Origin of the sequence: Flavobacterium cryoconiti (genome assembly GCF_048158645.1) — a bacterium.
Lineage (GTDB): Bacteria > Bacteroidota > Bacteroidia > Flavobacteriales > Flavobacteriaceae > Flavobacterium > Flavobacterium cryoconiti.
This window is the reverse complement of sequence record NZ_JBLNKW010000001.1, coordinates 574,437-593,868: the sequence shown is the minus strand read 5'-3', so window position 1 is coordinate 593,868 and position 19,432 is coordinate 574,437. Positions and strand designations below refer to the sequence as shown.

11 protein-coding genes are annotated in these 19,432 nt (G+C 33.2%); 4 read left to right on the top strand and 7 right to left on the bottom strand.

Features of this window, described 5'->3' with window-relative positions:
* Window positions 1-120 precede the first annotated feature (120 nt).
* From ACM55H_RS02415 to ACM55H_RS02390, 6 genes are all read right to left on the bottom strand, one after another.
* The gene (locus ACM55H_RS02415; protein WP_416834989.1) at window positions 121-1,638 is read right to left on the bottom strand and encodes a RagB/SusD family nutrient uptake outer membrane protein; all 1,518 of its coding nucleotides are present in this window, start codon (window positions 1,636-1,638) and stop codon (window positions 121-123) included.
* 11 nt (window positions 1,639-1,649) lie between these two features.
* Complete coding sequence (locus tag ACM55H_RS02410) at window positions 1,650-4,724, bottom strand: SusC/RagA family TonB-linked outer membrane protein (RefSeq protein ID WP_416834988.1); 3,075 nt, start codon at window positions 4,722-4,724, stop codon at window positions 1,650-1,652.
* 163 nt (window positions 4,725-4,887) lie between these two features.
* Window positions 4,888-5,940 (bottom strand): UDP-glucose--hexose-1-phosphate uridylyltransferase, encoded by a 1,053-nt coding sequence (locus ACM55H_RS02405; RefSeq protein WP_416834987.1) that lies wholly within the window; start codon window positions 5,938-5,940, stop codon window positions 4,888-4,890.
* 1 nt (window position 5,941) lies between these two features.
* Window positions 5,942-7,111, bottom strand: coding sequence for a galactokinase (gene galK, locus ACM55H_RS02400; protein ID WP_416834986.1), 1,170 nt, complete (start codon window positions 7,109-7,111; stop codon window positions 5,942-5,944).
* Window positions 7,111-9,459 (bottom strand): glycoside hydrolase family 2 protein, encoded by a 2,349-nt coding sequence (locus ACM55H_RS02395; protein ID WP_416834985.1) that lies wholly within the window; start codon window positions 9,457-9,459, stop codon window positions 7,111-7,113. Before ACM55H_RS02395 ends, galK begins: the two co-directional genes overlap by 1 nt.
* A gap of 62 nt (window positions 9,460-9,521) precedes the next feature.
* The gene (locus ACM55H_RS02390) at window positions 9,522-10,547 is read right to left on the bottom strand and encodes an aldose epimerase family protein (protein WP_416834984.1); all 1,026 of its coding nucleotides are present in this window, start codon (window positions 10,545-10,547) and stop codon (window positions 9,522-9,524) included.
* A gap of 128 nt (window positions 10,548-10,675) precedes the next feature.
* Between ACM55H_RS02390 and ACM55H_RS02385 the strand changes: the two genes are divergently transcribed.
* From ACM55H_RS02385 to fsa, 3 genes are all read left to right on the top strand, one after another.
* Entirely contained in the window at window positions 10,676-11,674 is a 999-nt protein-coding gene (locus tag ACM55H_RS02385; RefSeq protein ID WP_416834983.1) for a GntR family transcriptional regulator, read from the top strand.
* A gap of 410 nt (window positions 11,675-12,084) precedes the next feature.
* Window positions 12,085-14,124, top strand: a complete 2,040-nt coding sequence (locus ACM55H_RS02380) for a transketolase family protein (RefSeq protein ID WP_416834982.1) — start codon at window positions 12,085-12,087, stop codon at window positions 14,122-14,124.
* Window positions 14,125-14,151: 27 nt separating this feature from the next.
* A complete protein-coding gene (fsa, locus tag ACM55H_RS02375; RefSeq protein ID WP_039110452.1) occupies window positions 14,152-14,808 on the top strand; it encodes a fructose-6-phosphate aldolase in 657 nt (218 codons plus the stop codon).
* Between the two features lie 202 nt (window positions 14,809-15,010).
* On the opposite strand, the gene ACM55H_RS02370 is transcribed toward fsa, so the two are convergent.
* Window positions 15,011-15,700, bottom strand: coding sequence for an NUDIX hydrolase (locus tag ACM55H_RS02370; protein ID WP_416834981.1), 690 nt, complete (start codon window positions 15,698-15,700; stop codon window positions 15,011-15,013).
* 633 nt (window positions 15,701-16,333) lie between these two features.
* Between ACM55H_RS02370 and ACM55H_RS02365 the strand changes: the two genes are divergently transcribed.
* A complete protein-coding gene (locus tag ACM55H_RS02365) occupies window positions 16,334-19,405 on the top strand; it encodes a SusC/RagA family TonB-linked outer membrane protein (protein ID WP_416834980.1) in 3,072 nt (1,023 codons plus the stop codon).
* Window positions 19,406-19,432 lie beyond the last annotated feature (27 nt).

Genomic DNA, 19,432 nt, shown 5'->3' with positions numbered 1-19,432 from the left:
ACATAAAGCTATCGGATGTTTATAAGAGATGACAAATGATTAATCCGCTATAATATAACGCATCAACCATTTGTCAAGTTCTTATTTTAATCTTTTATTAATTAAAAGGTATAACCCATATTACCAATTGGCATTTTGTGTCATTTTTGGGTTGTTATTCAACTCACTTTCTGGAATAGGAAAGAAGTTGTATTTTGCCGAGTAATTAAGATAACCGCCAACTTGACTTTCTTTGATTACTTTTTCTAAAGTACCCCATCTTCTTAAATCATACCAGTGAATCCCTTCACGAGCAAATTCAACATTTCTTTGATGCATAATCTCATCCATCATTTGGGTTTGATTCCATCCTGTCATTGTGATAGTAGCTAACTTTGCTCTGTCTCTTATTCTTTTAACTAAAGGTATCGCTTCAGCCACTTTTCCTTGCATTGTTTTTGCTTCGGCAAGCATTAAAAGAACATCAGCATAACGCATTGCATATTCATTCAATTCTGATTTCCAATCCCCTTCATCATTATTCCACCAGTTTTGGTTTTTTCTAATCCATATAGCATTTGCCCCAAACTTTGATGCAAAATCAGAATTATAATAGGTACTACCCGGATAGTTCCAAGCCAAAGTAGCAAGAGCTCTAGGATCAAAATTATTATCAGTCGTTTTTTCTTTAGTCATGGCATCCAATAATACTTTTGTAGGCAACAACTCAAACCATCCTCCAACTTCTCCTGGCGCTAATTCTTGTGCCATAGTAGTTGCTCTAGTTCTTTCGGATGGATTTCCACCCCAAATAGTAGCACCACCTTGTCTGCTGAATTGAATTTCAAACACTGATTCTTTACTATTTTCATGTTTACCATCAAATAATTGTGCGTAATCGTCCAAAAGACCAAACCCATTTGCAGATTCGTTATTTACCAGTTTAGAAAATTGTTCTTCGGCTTTTGCCCAATCTTTTAAATACAAATACGATTTTCCAAGGTAAGCGATTGCCGTATTTTTCGTTACTCTACCTTTTAAGGCTGAAGGATATATTTCAGGTAAAGGACTTGTAGCTGCCGCTTGAAAATCAGCAATTATTTGTTTCCACACTTCCTCTTCTGTTGATTTTTCTTTAAAATAATCTGCTGATTCTTTTACTAAATCTGTAAAAATTGGAACGCTTCCAAATTCATTTACTAAATTAAAATAATTCAATCCTCTAAGGAAGGTAGCTTCGGCAACTATTTGTGCTCTTTTTGTTTCATCAATATTCTTGATTTGAGGAGCATAATTGATTACTTGATTAGCACGAAATATACCAATGTACATCGCTTTATACATTCCAGTAGTCTCACTTGTACTTGGTGTATTTTTATAGCTGGAAACGGCATAACGACCTGGAACATCATTTCTTGCAACAAAATTTTCGGTTCTGTTTTCTTTCAACTGCATGGCTTGTATTTCCCAATAACCCGCGTTATTGTTATCTACTAATACATTGTAAACAGTAGCTAATCCAGACTCTAAATCCTCAGGAGTTTGCCAGAAAGAACCGGTTGTTACTTTACTAGGGTTTTGTAATTCGAGGTTATCAGAGCAAGAGCTTAGCAAAGCCAGTCCTCCCATAAAATATAATATTATTAATTTCTTTTTCATTTTTCGTTGATTTAAAAGTTAAGTTGCATACCAAAAATAATAGTCTTGCTTAATGGATAAGATTTATAATCGATTCCTCTACCTCCAAGTCCATCAGCCGAAACATCTGGATTATATCCTGTGTATTTAGTAGAAGTGAAAAGATTATCACCTGCAACATAGAATCGACATTTGTCAATTGCTAATTTTTGACTTAAGTCATTAGGAAACGTATATCCTAATTGAATCGTTTTTAATCTAAGATAAGATCCATTTTCAAGGAAACGATCTGAGTAATCAGCACCATTATCATTTGGATCATCAATATTTAATCTTGGAAAATTAGAGTTTGGATTAAAAGTAAATGAATTTAAAGTTGAACTAGCATAATTTGTATTTGCTTTTACTGTTGCTAAGTCTGTATTATTTCCATTATATATTTCATTTCCTTGAACTCCTTGAAGAGCAAGTGTCATATCAATTCCTTTCCAATCTGCTTGAAGACGGAATCCATATTCAAAATCAGGGAAAGCACTTCCTCTAAATTGTCTGTCACCAGCATCAATTTTTCCATCTCCATTATAATCAACATATCTTATGTCCCCTATTTGCGCTCTAGGTTGAATAGGATTTCCATTTACACTATGTGCATCCAGTTCTTCTTGTGTTCTGAATAATCCGTCAGTCTTAACAAGGAAAAAAGAATAAATAGGATAGCCCACTTTACTGTATGTCACTGCTGATCCGTGAAATGATCCGCTAGAACCTGCAAGAATCTGGCTTCCAGTACTCAATTCATCAACACGATTTTTTACACTTGAAATATTAGAAGTTATAGAGAAATTAACTTCTCCAACTTTTTGATTGTACGTTAATCCCATCTCAAAACCTTTATTTGAAACCTTACCAGCATTAGTATAAGGATCATTACTAGAACCTACAGACAATGGAATTGGCACACGTAAAAGTAAATCGGAAGTGTTTTTTTGGAAGTAATCAAAAGTATAATCTAATTTACCATTCCATAACCCTAAATCAAAACCAACATTAGCCGTTGAAGTTGATTCCCATTTTAATCCAATCGCAGGATAATCTGTTTGAATGTTACCTATCCAAAGTGTATTTGGTTCTCCTGTACCATAACTTATACCTGATGTAATTGACCCAAGATACTGGTAATCTCCAATTTCTTGATTTCCTAAGATACCATAACTAGTACGTATTTTAAATTCAGACACAGGTAAACCTAAGTTTTTGAAAAACTGTTCTTTTCCTATTCCCCATGCAGCAGAAATGGAAGGGAAATTTCCCCATTTATTTTCTGGGCTAAAACGAGAAGAACCATCACGTCTAAAAGTTGCTGTAAGGATATATTTATTATCATACGAATATATCGCACGTCCAAGATAAGAAATCAATTTACTCTCAGTAGCATACCCTGATATAGCTGGTTGTTCAGCACCTGCTAAAACAAATATACCATCAGGCATACCTTGAACAGAACCTGAAATAGAACGGAAATTATTTTCATAAATAGTATGTCCTACCAATAAGTTTACCGAATGCTTACCAAATTTTTTAGAATAGTTTAAAGTATTTTCAATTTGATAGTATTGGTTTAATTCACTTCCTTCCGCTAAAGTATTTTTTAAATTCTTAAAGAATCCACCCACTTCATAACGTGGCGTATAGTTATAACTTTTATGCTCTGAAGCAGTTACACCAACATTTAATTTATACTTAAAACCATCAAAGAAACTTGCTTCAGCATAAGTATTAATCAATGCTTGGTAGTAATCATTTTTAACATCAAAAAGATTCAAAGCTGCCACTGGATTGAATATATCCGTAACTGCACCTGATGCTCCACCATATCCACCTACTGCATTTTCATTATAAATTGCAAATCCTGGAATCATAGATATAGCAGCTCCAAGAATATTTCTTCCTTGTCCTGGTATTCCTGGTAAATCATTTCTTTTTTCTTTGGTCAACATTACTGTTTCTCCAATTTTAAAAATTCCTTTTTTATAATCCGATTTAACTCTTAAGTTAACACGGTCATAATTAGTTTCCTTGATAACTCCTTCTTGATTAAAGTAGCTCAAAGACATATTGTATTTTAAATTATCTGAACCTCCAGAAAGCCCTAATGAATAGTTTTGTGTAGGAGCTGCTCTGAAAATTTCATTCTGCCAATTAATTCCTGCTCCAGGAACCTGAGGGTTTAAAGCAATATCTAGTGGTGCTTTACCTGCTGCACTATATGCTGCATTACTTACCTTTGCCCATTGTTCTTGATTTAATAAATCAAGTTTTTTGGTTACACTGGCAATTCCATAAAATGAATCAAAACTCACTTTCATTTCTCCTTTTTTCCCGCTCTTGGTAGTAATTAAAATTACACCATTTGCAGCTCGTGAACCATAAATTGCAGCCGCAGAAGCATCTTTCAAAACTTGAATTGATTCGATGTCATTTGGGTTAAGGTTATTCATTGAGGCAACAGCAATATCATCAACCAATATCAAAGGATTGTTATTGTTTAATGATCCTGCACCTCTAATCTGAATTCTGGTTCCAGAACCAGGAGCACCACCCGCAGACTCTACAGTAACACCGGCAATTTTACCTTGTATTGCACTCCCTAAATTTGTATTACTTTGAGAATCTAATTGTGCTGCTTTTAATCCTCCAACAGCTCCAGTTAAATCACTTTTCTTAACAGTACCGTATCCAATTACTACTACTTCATCTAAGGTATTATTCTCTTCTTTAAGTGAAACATTGATCACTTTTCTACCCGCAATAGCTTCTTCTACTTTAGTATATCCAATATAAGAGAAAACTAGCGTAGCATTAGGGTCAGCTACATTTAATTTATAATTTCCATCACCGTCAGTCATGGTTGCATTCGCTGTTCCTTTTACAGCTACCGAAGCGCCTATAACAGTTTGTGATGTTTTTTGATCTACAACGGACCCAGTAATGGTATTCTGAGCCTGTAAACTAATACACGATGTCATAATGATTATTGACAGAGTGAGTTTAGATGTCAAGAATGTTTTAATCCTTAACAGCTGATTTACGTTCTTAATGGTTTTCATAAATTCATGGTTTTAAAAATTGATTAGTTAATAATTTTTTGGGATTTATTTAATTATCCTTTAAAAAAAACACAAAAGAATAGTAGCCTTCCTTGCTAAAGAAAGAAATTGAAATTGAGCTAAAAATCAATTCATTCGGAAATTTTACTATATTCTGTGTAGTTTATAGGGAATGCTTATAATGAGATCCTAATAGGTTTTTTAGAATTTCAGCACTCTTTTCAGGAGTAATGTCTCGTTGTGATTCACCAAGCATTTCATATCCTACCATGAATTTTTTTACGGTTGCAGAGCGTAATAATGGTGGATAAAAATGCATGTGAAATTGCCATTCAGGATGTAATTCTCCATCAGTTGGAGACTGATGAATTCCTGATGAATATGGGAATGACGTTTCAAAAAGATTGTCATATTTAGTTGTCAATTGTTTCAAAATTGTAGCAAAAGCTTTCACTTCTGCTTCTGTAAAATCAGTGATTTTTCCAAAATGACGCTTGCTGATTATCATGGTTTCGTAAGGCCAAATTGCCCAAAAAGGAACCAATGCCACAAAATGATCATTTTCGATTACTATACGTTCGTTTAGTTTTAATTCCTCTTGCAAATAATCTTGCAAAAGTGTGCTTTCATGTTTATCAAAATACGCTTTCAGGTTATTTTGCGTTTTCTCTACTTCTGTCGGCAATGAAGATTGCGCCCAGATTTGTCCATGCGGATGCGGGTTACTGCATCCCATAACACTTCCTTTATTTTCAAAAATCTGAACGTGATTGATGTAATCAACATTACCTAAATCTGTATATTCTTTTTGCCAAGTATGAATTATATTTTCAATGGCAGCAACAGGCATTTCCGGCAGTGTAAGATTATGTTTTGGTGAAAAACAAACCACTCTGGAAATTCCTCTTTCAGGTTGCGCTTTGAAAAAAGTTTGATTTTTGTCCTCTTCAAATGCAATTTCTTCTTGCTTTAAGGCCGCAAAATCATTTTCAAAAACAAAAGCATTTTCATACGCTGGATTTACCTCCCCATTGGCTCGAACATTTCCTGGACATAAGTAACAAGTCGGGTCATATTCTGGCAATGCGTCTGAAGTAACAGTTTCATTTTGCCCTTGCCAAGGACGTTTAGAACGATGTGGAGAAACCAAGACCCATTCGTTAATTAACGGATTATAGCGTCTGTGCGGATCTTCGTTGATATCAAATTTTTTCATCCTAGTTATTGTTATAAAGTGATGTACCGTTTCCGATTTTAACATCATAAATTTTTAATTCTATTCCAAAAGCATCAAAATAAAGTGCGGAAAGTTGTTGTTTGATTCGCTCTTCATGCCCTTTTTTAATCAAATTGATGGTGCAACCTCCAAAACCACCACCCATTAATCGGGAACCAACTACCGCTTCTTCCTCTTTAAGAGTATCAACAATCATGTCTAATTCAGCACAACTTACTTCATAATCAGTTGACAAACCTTCGTGCGTTTCAAACATCAATTGCCCTAAAACTTCAATTTTTCCATTATCTAATGCTTCACAGGCTAGTTTTACCCGATTTATTTCTTTTACAACAAAAAGACATCTTTTGAAAACATTGGCACTCATTACCTTTTGCAATTCTAAAACATGTTGCTCCTTACAATCTCTAAAACTTGTTATCTCAGGAAAATTATTTTTTATAATAGCAATACCTTCTTCACATTGCTGTCTTCTTTCATTATAAGCCGATGTCATTAATGAATGTTTTACATTCGAATCGAATAAAATCAAAGAATAATCATTGAAATCCGCATTATGATATTCGAACTCCAATGTTTTGCAATCAATTTTTATCACTTTATTTTCTAGACCCATAACACTTGAAAACTGATCCATTATCCCGCAATTGATTCCTACCCAATGCTCGGCACTTTGACCTATTAGTGCAATATCAACTGGTTTTATATTCAAATTGAATAGTTCATTTATTCCAAATAAGAAACCACATTCCAAAGCTGCCGAAGAAGATAAACCGGAACCAACAGGAATATTACTGCTAAAAACACAGTTGAATCCTTGAAACTCAAAACCATTTATTTTCAATTGATTAACAACACCACGGATATAATTAGTCCAAACATTATCCGTTAATTGCATTGAATCAGTAACATCAATTTCAAATTCATCATCAAGATCTATGGCGATTATTCTTGAAGTATTAGAATTGCTTTTTTCGAAAGCAAAACAAATAATTTTATCAATCGCTGCAGGCAAAACATAGCCATCATTGTAATCAATATGTTCCCCAATGATGTTGATTCTTCCCGGAGAAAGCACTACTTTTTGTGGCTCAGCGCCAAATGTTTCTTTAAAAAAAGTGGTCGTTTTTTTAATTAAAATATCATTCATTATTTAGAAATTGTAAGTGTTCCTTTTTGTAATCGTTCAGAACTTGACGTTATTTTTATTGATTTTTTTAAGTTTGCAGTTTTAAGAATAATCGTGGCGATTCCCGCTTCGGCCTTTACTGGATTCTCACCTATTAATTCAGCATTGCCTTCGCTTAAAGCAAAAGTCACTTCATTAGTCGCATCAGGAATAATAGTTCCATTCTCATCCGTGATTTTGGCATAAACAAAAACCATATCAGGAGAATTCGGATTGATTGCTTTTGATGAAACATCATAACTCAATACTATTTTAGCAGCACTTTCTGGTGTTTTTACCACATTTGAAACCACTTTCTCTCCTTTGACAAAACCTTCAGCACGCAAAGTTCCCGCAATGAATTTTTCTACTTTAAAAACAAACGGCGCATGTTTTAATTCATCACTATTTTGATTTATTATTGGTTTTTGTTTCCCAACAGGAACATCATTCAAATACAAAGCAACTTCATCACAGTTACTGTAAACGGTCACATTCAATGGAGAATTTGAAGTCCAATAATTCGCAATATGTACCATTGGGCCAGAAACTATTTTTTTGTCTAAAATGCTATTTGTATCTCGTTGGCTTTGATAAAAATAGTAGGCAAATTTTGGAATCCTAAAAATGTCGCTTATTCCAGAACTCTCTAAATCATTACTGTAACCGCGATTGTAATCGAACATCACCCAGTTTGCTTCACCAATAGTCTGTACTCCTTTTCTATTCGAATTAGCCGCTTCCTGAAAATTATAGGCTTGTTGCAACAATCTTTTTTCACCATTGCTACGCAACTGACGGGAAGTTCTTTCATCTTCTTTCAAATTTGAAAATTCCTTTTGATTAAATCCGGCATTTTGCGCATAATACTCCCAATCACCATATTCAGCAATGAAAATTTTACGATTTCCTTTGTTGTATTTGGTCCAATAATCTGGTGCTTTTCCGTGCTGACGCGCAGGTATAAACAAATCATAATTATCGCTATCAATCCAACTGGCACTGTAATTATGAGCAAAAGGCAATTCCTCTTTCAAGGCTTTTGTCGCTTCTTTCATAAAACTTTCACTCATTTCGGTTTCATTCAAAGAGGCTTCCCAAAAAATAATACTCGGATGATTTCGGTCTCTTCTCGCCATATCCCGAATATCTTTGATAGCATTTTTTTGAAAAGTATCATTCCCGAAAAACTGCCAACCCGTCAAACTGTTCATTACTAAAATTCCCAATTCATCACAAGCATTTAAGAATGCTTCGGCATGTGGATAATGTGATAATCGGACAAAATCAAAACCTGCATTTTTAATTTTCACCGCATCACGATATTGTGCTTCATCCGAAATAGCGTATCCTAAATACGGATATTCCTGATGCTCGTTTGTTCCAGTAATGTATACTTTTTCGTCATTGAGATAATAACCATCGTCTTTTATTTCGGATTTTCGGATTCCCACTTTTTCCGAATAACTATCGATCATTTTATTATTTGAAATAACCTGAACCTCTAAATGGTATAAATTTGGGTTCGAAATTGACCATAATTTTGGATCTTTTACTTCAATATTTTGAGTAATTGCTTTATCTGAATTGGCTTTTATTGCGAATGCTTCGGATTTAAATTCTAGTTTTCCGCCTGCTTTGGTAGTTAGAATAAATTTCAATGAAACATATTTAGCAACTGCAAATTCATTTTTCAAATGTACTTGAACTGTTCCGGAAGCTTTCTCTTTATTGATGTTATCAAAGTTTACATAAACTCCTCCACTTGCTTTTTTATCTGCCTCAACGACATTGGTAATGTATAATTTATCTGTTGTAAGAAGATATACATTTCTATAAATTCCACCATAATAATTAAAATCTAAATCCTTCAACGGTTTCCCCGGAAGAAATTCTGGATTGTCTTCATTATTGACTTTAACTTTAATCGTATTCTCTTTTTTTAAATTTAAAAAAGCTGTGATATCTACCGTAAATGGCAAATAACCCCCTTTATGATTGGTTATTTTTTGATCGTTTATCCAAACATCTGCTTCTTGCATTACCCCTTCAAAATAAAGGAAGACTTTCTTGTTATTTGAATTTTCAACTTTGAACTTTTTTTGATACCATGATGTTCCCTGAAACTGATTATTGACTACCAAAGGTTCAATTTTATCAGTATGTGGAATCGTTATTTTCTCCCAATTGGAAGCCATTTTTTCTTCTCTTTTGAATTCCCAATCAAAACCAAAGTTTACTTTAGTTCTAGATTGCGCCTGCACTTTTCCAGAAGAAAAAGTCAGTGTAATTAGCAATAGAAAAATAATATGTTTTGGAATCAACTTCATTTTTTGGGTACAATAAAAATTTAAAAAAAATAAAAAACAGCAATTATTATAATTAGTTTTTGTTAAAAGGATTGAAACTTATAGATTGTTTTATGCTGATAAATCTCTTCTTTTTTTAAAATTGAATTCGGAAAATGTTCGTGATTTGGCGCATCAGGAAAATTTTGTGTTTCAAAACAAATACCACTTAACGAATGATAATCTACATTTTCTTTTCCTTTTACAGTATTGAAACAATTGCCTCCAACATAAATGTGAACACCCGGTTGGTTCGTATAAACCGCCATTTTTAGATTATTCTTTTTATTAAAAAGTGAAGCCGAAAATTCATTTCCTTTTTCTAAAACAAACGTTGTATCAATTTTTGAAGGACATTTTTTTGGTTGACTAAAATCAAACGAAGAATTAGCAGTATTTAAAAACCTTCCTGTTGGAATATTTTCATTTGTCGTTTCTAACATTTTCTCGGAATTTATAATCAATTCCTGTTCTGAGATTTCGGATTCGTGACCATCAAGATTAAAATAACTGTGATGCGTCAAATTCACAATGGTATCCTCAGTAGTGTTTGCTTTGTATTCTATAATTAATTCGTTTTCCTCAGATAATGTATAGGTTAACTCAATTGCTAATTCTCCTGGATAATTCTCTTCATTATTTGGACTGACGTATGATAACGTTATTGATGGGTTTTTACCTTCATTTACATTTTCTATCTTCCAAATTTTCTGACTAAAATTGGCTTTTCCGCCATGTAATGAATGGTTATTATTGTTTTTATTCAATTGAATTTTTTTTCCATTCAAACTAAAAACACTATCCTTTATTCTTCCTGCAAATCTCCCAACTGTTGCTCCAAAATAAGGAGCACTTTCTAAATCAAATGATTCGACGTAGCCTTCTAAAGTATCAAATCCTAAAACTACATCCACAATTCCTCCATTTTTCAATGGCATTTTTAATGAGGTAATGGTAGCACCATAATTAATAACATTTAATTGCATTCCATTTTTGTTAGTCAATTCACAAGAATCGACAATCTCACCTCCGGGCATTAAACCAAATAATTCCATTATATAATTAGACATAAAATATGATATATGTTTTATTTTGATTATTTTTTTACGAAATATTAAATTCAAAATTATACGAATAATTCACTTTAGCATACCAGTACCTACCAGTTTTTTGTATATTGCACGAAAAATATCTATTTATGAAAATTATTTCGATTCAAAACAATCTCGGAGTTCCAAAATATAAACAGATAATTCTTTCAGTTGAAAAGGCAATAGAAGAAGAAAAACTAAAAAAAGGAGACCGACTTCCTTCTGTAAATAAAGTTTGTTTGGCCTCTTCATTATCACGTGACACTGTTCTACAGGCATACGATGAATTGAAAAAGAGAGGTATTGTTTACGCTATTCCAGGGAAAGGATACTATATTAAAAGTGTTGAAATCACTATAAAACAAAGGATTTTTTTACTTTTTGATGAATTAAACATTTTCAAAGAAGACACTTATAATTCATTTGTAAAAAATATTGGAAAAAATGCGCAGGTAGATATTTTTTTCCATTATTTTAATGTACAAGTTTTTAAAAAACTAATAAATGACAATAATGGGAATTACACGAAGTACATTATAATGCCAACCAACTTAATCGATGTAGCTGAATTTATAAAAACCCTACCAGTAAATGAAGTTTTTATACTAGATCAGACCAATATTGAACTAGAATCCTATCCCGCAATTTACCAGAATCACAAGAAAGACATCTTTGATGGGTTATGCAAAGGAAAATCCAGGTTAAACAAATACAAAAAACTCATTATGATTTTCCCTGGATTTAGAGAACCACCAGGAATGAAAGAAGGTTTTTTAGATTTCTGCAACGACTATTCATTTGACTACGAAGTCATTACTGAGTTTACCGACAGAGAAATAAGCATCGGCGAAGTATACATCATACCAAACGACAGAGACCTAGTTCGTGTGATTGAAAAATCAAAGCTTCAAAACTTAAAATTAGGCAGTGATTTTGGCATTATTTCCTATAACGAAACTCCTCTCAAAAAAGTAGTGGCAAATGGAATTACAACAATTTCCACGAATTTTGAAGCCATGGGGAAAATTATGGCACAGATGATTCTACAAGGAAAAAAAGAACAAATAGAAAACAAGTGCGCCTTAATTATTCGGAATTCTTTATAAAAAACAATTCTCTTATTTGCAAACATGAATTCAAAAAAATAGGGATCTCATTTTTTATTGGCAAAGAAAATGTGATTCCTATTTTATAAAAGCAAGAAAAATAATTTATTTGTTATTGTAAAATAAATTTACATATATTTGCAAATGTATTTTTTACACTTATTATTAATTTCTACGTTATTCACTCAAAAACAGCCTCTTATTTGATTGATTTAAAAACCACAGAAAAAAATAATTAAATACAGCAATCCGTTTTTAAAGCTATTAGCACATTAAATTTTGACCAACCACTTCAAAACAGAACCGTTTGAAATGGATTTATAAACTTTAAAATTTCTATGTTGAAATGCCTATACTAAAAACGAACTATGTACTTTTTTCTATTTACACCAAATTATGACAATTAAATTATGAATAAAAAAATTGACCAATTAGCAGCCGATAATATAAGAGCACTTGCCATTTCTATGGTAGAAAAAGCAAATTCAGGACATCCGGGAGGTGCTATGGGAGGTGCTGATTTTATGCACATTTTGTACACTGAATATGTAGATTTTGATCCTACAGAAATGGATTGGACTTTTAGGGATCGTTTCTTTATGGATGCCGGGCATTTATCCGCATTAATGTATTCTCAATATTATTTATTGGGAAATTATAAAAAAGAAGACCTTCAAAATTTTAGACAATGGGGTTCTCTTACACCAGGTCACCCAGAAGTAGATGTACTTAGAGGTATTGAAAACACATCAGGTCCTCTAGGCCAAGGACATGCTATGGGGGTGGGAGCTGCCATTGCAGCAAAATTTCTAGATGCGAGATTCAAGGGACTTTTCAATCATAAAATATACGGTTTCATAACTGATGGGGGTGTTCAGGAGGAAATTTCTCAGGGAGCTGGGAGAATCGCGGGACATTTAGGATTGAATAATTTTATCATGTTCTATGATTCTAATGATGTGCAGCTTTCTTCTATGACAGAGGAAGTTACCTCAGAAAACACAGCCATGAAATATGAAGCTTGGGGATGGAACGTAATAACCATTGATGGTCATGACCATGATCAAATTAGAAAAGCGTTGAATGAAGCTCATGCAGAATCTGAAAAACCTACTCTGATAATTGGAAAAACAATTATGGGAAAAGGATGTGTTACCGCAACTGGTGCTATGTACGAAGGAGAATGTGAATTGCATGGAAAACCAATTGGTGACACCAAAGCAGATTATGTAAAAACGCTTATTAATCTGAATGCAAATCCTGAAAATCCGTTTGCCATTTTTGAAGAAGTGGAAACGCATTATGCAAAAATAGTAGCAATAAAAGCGGAAAAATCAGCCTATAAAAAACTTCAAATAGCAAGTTGGAGAAAAGAAAATCCGGAACTATCTCAAAAGATGGATTTGTTTTTATCCGGAAAGCTACCTGAATTAGATCTAAGCAGCGTTATCCAAAAACCAAATGCCGCCACTAGAGATGCTTCATCCGCTGTATTGGCCTATTTAGCGGAAAACGTGGAAAACATGATTGTTTCTTCAGCAGATTTATCCAATAGTGACAAAACTGACGGATTCTTGAAAAAATCATCTGTTTTACAAAAAAATGATTTTAGCGGAGCCTTTTTACAAGCTGGAGTTGCGGAACTTACCATGACTTCAATTGCTAATGGAATTGCACTTCACGGAGGCGTTATTCCTGTAGTGGCAACGTTTTTTGTCTTTTCTGATTATATGAAACCTGCCATTCGATTAGCCGCTATTCAAGAACTTCCGGTAAAATATGTTTGGACACACGATTCATTCCGAGTGGGTGAAGACGGACCAACACACCAACCTATTGAACAGGAAGCGCAAATTCGTTTAATGGAAAAAATAAAAAACCATTCAGGAAATCAAAGTTTACTGGCGCTGCGTCCTGCAGATGCCATAGAAACTTCAGTTGCTTGGAATATGGCATTAAACAATACCAAAACACCAACAGGTTTGATTCTTTCGAGACAAAACATCAAAGACATTCCAGCACAAGGAACTTCAAGATATGAAGAGGCAACTGAATCAACAAAAGGAGGTTATTTGGTTAAATCTACGCAAGATCCTGACATCACTTTAATTGCAAATGGATCAGAAGTGGCAACACTTTTAGAAGCCGCAGTTATATTAGAAAAATCTAAAAATCTAAAAATAAACGTAGCGTCAATTATATCCGAAGGCCTGTTCAAAGAACAATCAAAATCATACCAAGAAAGCATCATTCCAAAAGGTAAATTAGTATTTGGATTGACTGCCGGACTTCCGGTAAATCTTGAAGGCTTGATTGGCGACAGCGGAAAAGTGATTGGACTGGACCATTTTGGTTATTCAGCTCCAGCAAGTGTATTGGACGAAAAATTTGGATTTACAAGTGAACACGCTTGTGCAGCAATCCTTAAATATATTGAAGAAAGTAACTAAATAATCAAAAAACTAAATAATAAAGAAATGAAATTTTTTATCGATACCGCGAATTTAAAAGACATAAAAGAAGCCAATGATCTAGGAATCCTAGACGGTGTAACCACTAACCCATCGCTTATGGCGAAGGAAGGAATTACGGGAGCTGAAAATATTATTGCACATTACGTAAAAATATGTGAATTGGTAGATGGTGATGTTAGCGCCGAAGTAATTTCAACTGATTTTGCAGGAATGATTACCGAAGGAGAGAGACTAGCGGCTTTGCATCCTCAAATTGTGGTGAAAATTCCAATGATTAAAGATGGTATAAAAGCAATAAAATACTTTTCGAATAAAGGAATCAGAACCAATTGCACTTTAGTATTTTCAGCAGGTCAAGCCTTACTAGCTGCTAAAGCCGGTGCAACATATGTGTCTCCATTCATAGGAAGATTAGACGATATTTCAACAGATGGAATGGCATTAATTGCCGAAATCAAATTGATTTACGATAATTACGGGTATGAAACACAAATTTTAGCTGCTTCAGTACGTCACGTCATGCATATTTTGAATTGTGCAAAAATTGGAGCCGATGTAATCACTGGTCCATTAAGCGCCATTGAAGGTTTGCTAAAACATCCCCTTACGGATAGTGGTTTAGCAACATTTTTAGCAGATTATAACAAAGGAAATAGTTAAACCCAAAATTTAGAACTACTTATTTTTAGTCATTTTATAATTGCAGTAGTTCTGATTTATAAGAAATAATCTGAGATCTTGAAATTGTAGTAAATCAAAGAAAATAGGATTATCTCTGCCTAATTTTAGTTAGTTATACAAAAAAAGGAAGCTCTTAAATAAGGCTTCCTTTTTTTATGCTCTGAAAACAGGCTAAAACTATTTATAAATTCAATACAAAATTATCCAATAATTTTGCATCATATTTTTCTTTGTCAAAGGTATATAGGTACGATCCTTTTCTGGAGGACATCATGTCTTTCTCTTCTAATTTTATAAGAATATCTAACGAATTGATTTTACTGATAAAATTTCTTTTATCCAGTTCTTTACTTAAAATAGCTTCGTATAATTCCAATAATTGACGCATGGAAAATTTTTCTGGCAAAAGCTCAAATCCAACCGGTTTTATAGAAGTTCTATAACGCAATCTTCTAATGGCATGTTCTACCATAGAATCATGGTCAAAAATTAATTTAGGAGCCTGAGCAATACTAAACCATTGTGCATGATAGTTTTGAGTTAATTCTGCGTTGTGATTCTCAATATTAATTAATGCATAATAAGCAACCGATATAGTTCTTTCGACAGGGTCACGATTTATTTCACTGTAGGCATATAGTTGTTCCATATAGATATCCTGAAGACCTGTATACCGATCAAGAATTCTAATTGCGGCAGTATCTAACACTTCTTCTTTTTTAAGAAACCCCCCTATTAAAGACCATTTCCCTTTTTCAGGTTCAAAATCTCTTTTAATCAAAAGTATTTTTAAACCCTCATCATCAAAACCAAAAATGATACAATCTACCGCCAATAAAACTTTATCCGCAGAACTATAACTATTAAGCATACTCCTTTTTTTAGGGTAAATATATAAACTTCCTTAAAGGTTTCATAATTTTATTAATGTAGATTTTACACTTCGTAAATTTAAAACAAAAAATGACACTCTAAAATAGGGTTCAATAAGTAATTAACACTTCATTTAAATAAGGCTTTACACATTTCAAAAATACCCTTTTTAGCTTCTAATTTGAAAAAGATAACACGTTGAATTTCAAAATTATTGATTTATGAAATACCATTTCAATCGATTGAGAAGAAAAATGATTCTTTATCAGGTTACAATTTGGCTTTTTTTCTAAAAAAACTAAGTTTTAAACAAGACTTTTTTTACAATATCACTCTGATTTATAGTTTAAAAAGAGAATATTTCAATTTTTTTTAAAATAATTAACCCATCCCGTTTTTTGTAGAAAAGTTTGTTTTTTTACTAAAAGGGTGGGTTTTAAATAAATAAATTGTAAAAACGGGAACTTTTTTTACAAAACCACAATATTTAAATGTTGTTTTTACACTTAATTTACAAGATGTATTTTTTTAAGGAGTTTTTTTTATCAGATTAATTTGTTTTTGTAGTTTTTTTTTAATTAAATTTACAAATGTAAAATACACACTTATAAATTAACCAAAACAAAACAGAATGAAAACAAACCAACGATTATTTTTCTATTGCAATTTTTTATTGCCAAGAAAAGAATGGCTATTAGCAATAATAGTTATGTTATTTTCTTCCTATACTCTTTCTGCACAACAAGATAAGACTATAAAAGGAATCGTTACATCAACAAAAGACGCGATGCCTTTACCAGGTGTAAATGTTTTAATAAAAGGTACCAACAAAGTAGTTGTTACTGGCTTTGATGGAGAATATTCAATAAAAGCGGACTCAAATGATATTCTTGTCTTTAGTTATATAGGTTTTGCAAATCAAGAAGTTACTGTAGGGAACAAATCTCAACTAAACATAGTAATGAATAATGATTTGAATAAACTCGACGAAGTAGTTGTTATTGGATACGGAACACAAAAGAAAGCGGATATTACAGGAGCTATTGCTGTTGTAAACGTAAATGATGCAAAAAAAACTGCTACACATGATGTTGCCAAAATGCTGCAAGGACAGGTTGCTGGCGTTACCGTACAATCATCCGGAGAGCCAGGAGGATTTGTAAACATTAAAATTAGAGGGATTGGTTCTTTTACTAACAACAATCCTCTTTGGGTAGTTGACGGTGTTATTTTAGACAGTCCTTATGATTTAGCAACTGGTGATATAGAATCTATTCAAGTACTGAAAGACGCATCGTCGGCAGCTATTTATGGAGTTCGAGGTGCTAATGGAGTCGTTATTATTACCACAAAAAAAGGTAAATCGGGTGCTATGGTCATCAAATACAAATCAGTATTAAGTGTGCAAAATGTAGCCAAGAGATGGTCATTAACAGACCGAGTTGGTTATCAAACAATTGCTAATGTAGCTGAAGCCAATAGAGATTTACAAGCTGGAGTTCCCATTAATATTGCTCCGGGAAATAACCCAAGCAGTCCTTATTATATAAACAACGTAGATACTGATTGGCAAAAAGAAGCTTTTGGCACAGGTGTAATTCAAAATCATTCGTTAGGTCTTTCAGGAGGGTCTGAATCGCTAGCGTATAATTTGAATTTAGATTACCTTAACCACGATAGTTACCTTAAAACCCCACAACAGTATGAGCGGTATGCTATTAATTTGAATTTGAACGGAAACAAAGGAAAATTCAAATACGGTACAAAAATATCCTACACCCAATCCGGCAAAGAAAATTTCAACACTTATTTTGGAACAGCAATAAGCGGTTTGTTAACTGCAATTCCTACGATTCCAGTTTATGACGAAAATAGACTTGGAGGTTACGGAGGAGCAGACTCAAACTTGCAAAGAGCTATTTCTTTGAATGTTATTGGTTTTAATAACCTAATACAAAACGAAAGCAAAAGAAATCGTTTCATAGGAAATGTTTGGGGACAATATGAAATTGTTAAGGGTTTAAAATACAAAGTAAATGTTAGTGTTGACCGATTAGACTTCAAGAACAAATATTTCAACCCGCCAAGTGATTTAGGTTGGTATTTTGTTGTACCTGAAGAAAAAGCAACATTGGATGTAAGTAATGGAAATGAAACCAGAACCTTTTTTGACAACACATTAACCTATAATTTAAATGTTGGCAAGCACAACATAGAAGTTTTGGGTGGTTTGACACAAGAAAATTTTAATCACTACAATCATATTTCTAACGGATTAGGATTTGCTACAGGAGCGATTACACATTTAGAATTTGCTAACAAAACGAGTACTAGAGAATATGAATCTAGAGTAACCGGAAAATCTTACATCACTAGGTTTACTTATAATTATGACGATCGCTACTTTATTCAAGGTAATTTCAGACAAGATAAATCCTCTCTTTTTGCTGAAAAAAATAACACAGCCAATGCGTATTCTGCATCTGGGGGTTGGAAGTTGAGTAGTGAAAAATTTATTAAATTACCAACTTGGGTAAGTTTAGTTAAAATTAGAGGTGGTTATGGTATTTTAGGAAATAACACACTAGGAGCCTATAGTTATGCAGAAACGGTAAACCCATTTATCGGGTATTCCTTTACTAATGCAGCTGGAGTTTCACAACTACTCCCAGGAACTTCGGTTGTAACAAGTAAAGATCCAGACATTAAGTGGGAGACTTCTAAATCAACCTCCATCGCTTTAGAATTAGGATTCTTTGATAATAAATTACAATTCACAGGAGAGTTCTATGAAAAGAAAACTTCAGATCTTATTGCTGATGGTCCAGTTCCATTGTCGTCAGGTGCTTTTCCAGCAGCTATTACGTCAAATGTAGCTAAAGTAAAAAATTCAGGATTAGAGTTCTCTTTGGCTTACACGAATAACGACAATCCTTTTAAATACAATGTTTCGGCTAATTTTACTACTTTAAAAAATGAAGTATTACAACTGAACAAAAACAATGATCCAATTTATGGAGCGGCTTCAAAAACCGTAGTTGGTGGGTCAATAGGTCAACTATACGCATTCGAGGCTATTGGAATCTTCCAAAATGATGCCGAGGTTGCTGCGTCTCCTTTGCAAAACAACGCTAGACCAGGAGATATTAAATTTAGAGATACTGATGGTGATGGTAAAATTACAAACGATGATAGAACTTTTCAAGGTTCAGCCATACCAAAATATACGTTTGGATTAAACTTAGGTTGCTCTTATAAAAACTTTGATGTTTCTATGTTTTGGCAAGGAAGTGCAGGTAATAAAATATTCAACTCTACTTATCGTGATTTAATGGCTGGTCAATATTCCAATGCCAGTACTGATATGTTGAATTTTTGGACTACAATAAATACTAATACAAATGTTCCTCGTCCTATTATTGGCGATCCTAATTCAAACGGGAGAGATTCAAACCGATTTATTGAAAGTGGTGATTATTTAAAATTACAAAATGCTCAAATAGGATATAATATTAATCTTAAAAACGTTAAAGCAATAAGTAAAGCCAGAGTGTATGCAAGCGGTCAAAACTTACTAACCCTGACAAAATACAAAGGATATGACCCAGATTTCATCAGTGATGGATTGTTTTCCAGAGGTTATGAAGGAGGTTCGTTTCCAAATCCAAGAACTTTTGCATTGGGCTTAGAAATTGAATTTTAATAAAGTTAATAAAGTAAAAAATATAAA

Coding starts and splice junctions, on each gene's coding strand:
- ACM55H_RS02405 (WP_416834987.1), bottom strand. CDS start 5,940: ATGAAAAAATTTGATATCAACGAAGATCCGCACAGACGCTATAATCCG.
- ACM55H_RS02365 (WP_416834980.1), top strand. CDS start 16,334: ATGAAAACAAACCAACGATTATTTTTCTATTGCAATTTTTTATTGCCA.
- fsa (WP_039110452.1), top strand. CDS start 14,152: ATGAAATTTTTTATCGATACCGCGAATTTAAAAGACATAAAAGAAGCC.
- galK (WP_416834986.1), bottom strand. CDS start 7,111: ATGAATGATATTTTAATTAAAAAAACGACCACTTTTTTTAAAGAAACA.
- ACM55H_RS02380 (WP_416834982.1), top strand. CDS start 12,085: ATGAATAAAAAAATTGACCAATTAGCAGCCGATAATATAAGAGCACTT.
- ACM55H_RS02410 (WP_416834988.1), bottom strand. CDS start 4,724: ATGAAAACCATTAAGAACGTAAATCAGCTGTTAAGGATTAAAACATTC.
- ACM55H_RS02395 (WP_416834985.1), bottom strand. CDS start 9,459: ATGAAGTTGATTCCAAAACATATTATTTTTCTATTGCTAATTACACTG.
- ACM55H_RS02415 (WP_416834989.1), bottom strand. CDS start 1,638: ATGAAAAAGAAATTAATAATATTATATTTTATGGGAGGACTGGCTTTG.
- ACM55H_RS02390 (WP_416834984.1), bottom strand. CDS start 10,547: ATGTCTAATTATATAATGGAATTATTTGGTTTAATGCCCGGAGGTGAG.
- ACM55H_RS02370 (WP_416834981.1), bottom strand. CDS start 15,700: ATGCTTAATAGTTATAGTTCTGCGGATAAAGTTTTATTGGCGGTAGAT.
- ACM55H_RS02385 (WP_416834983.1), top strand. CDS start 10,676: ATGAAAATTATTTCGATTCAAAACAATCTCGGAGTTCCAAAATATAAA.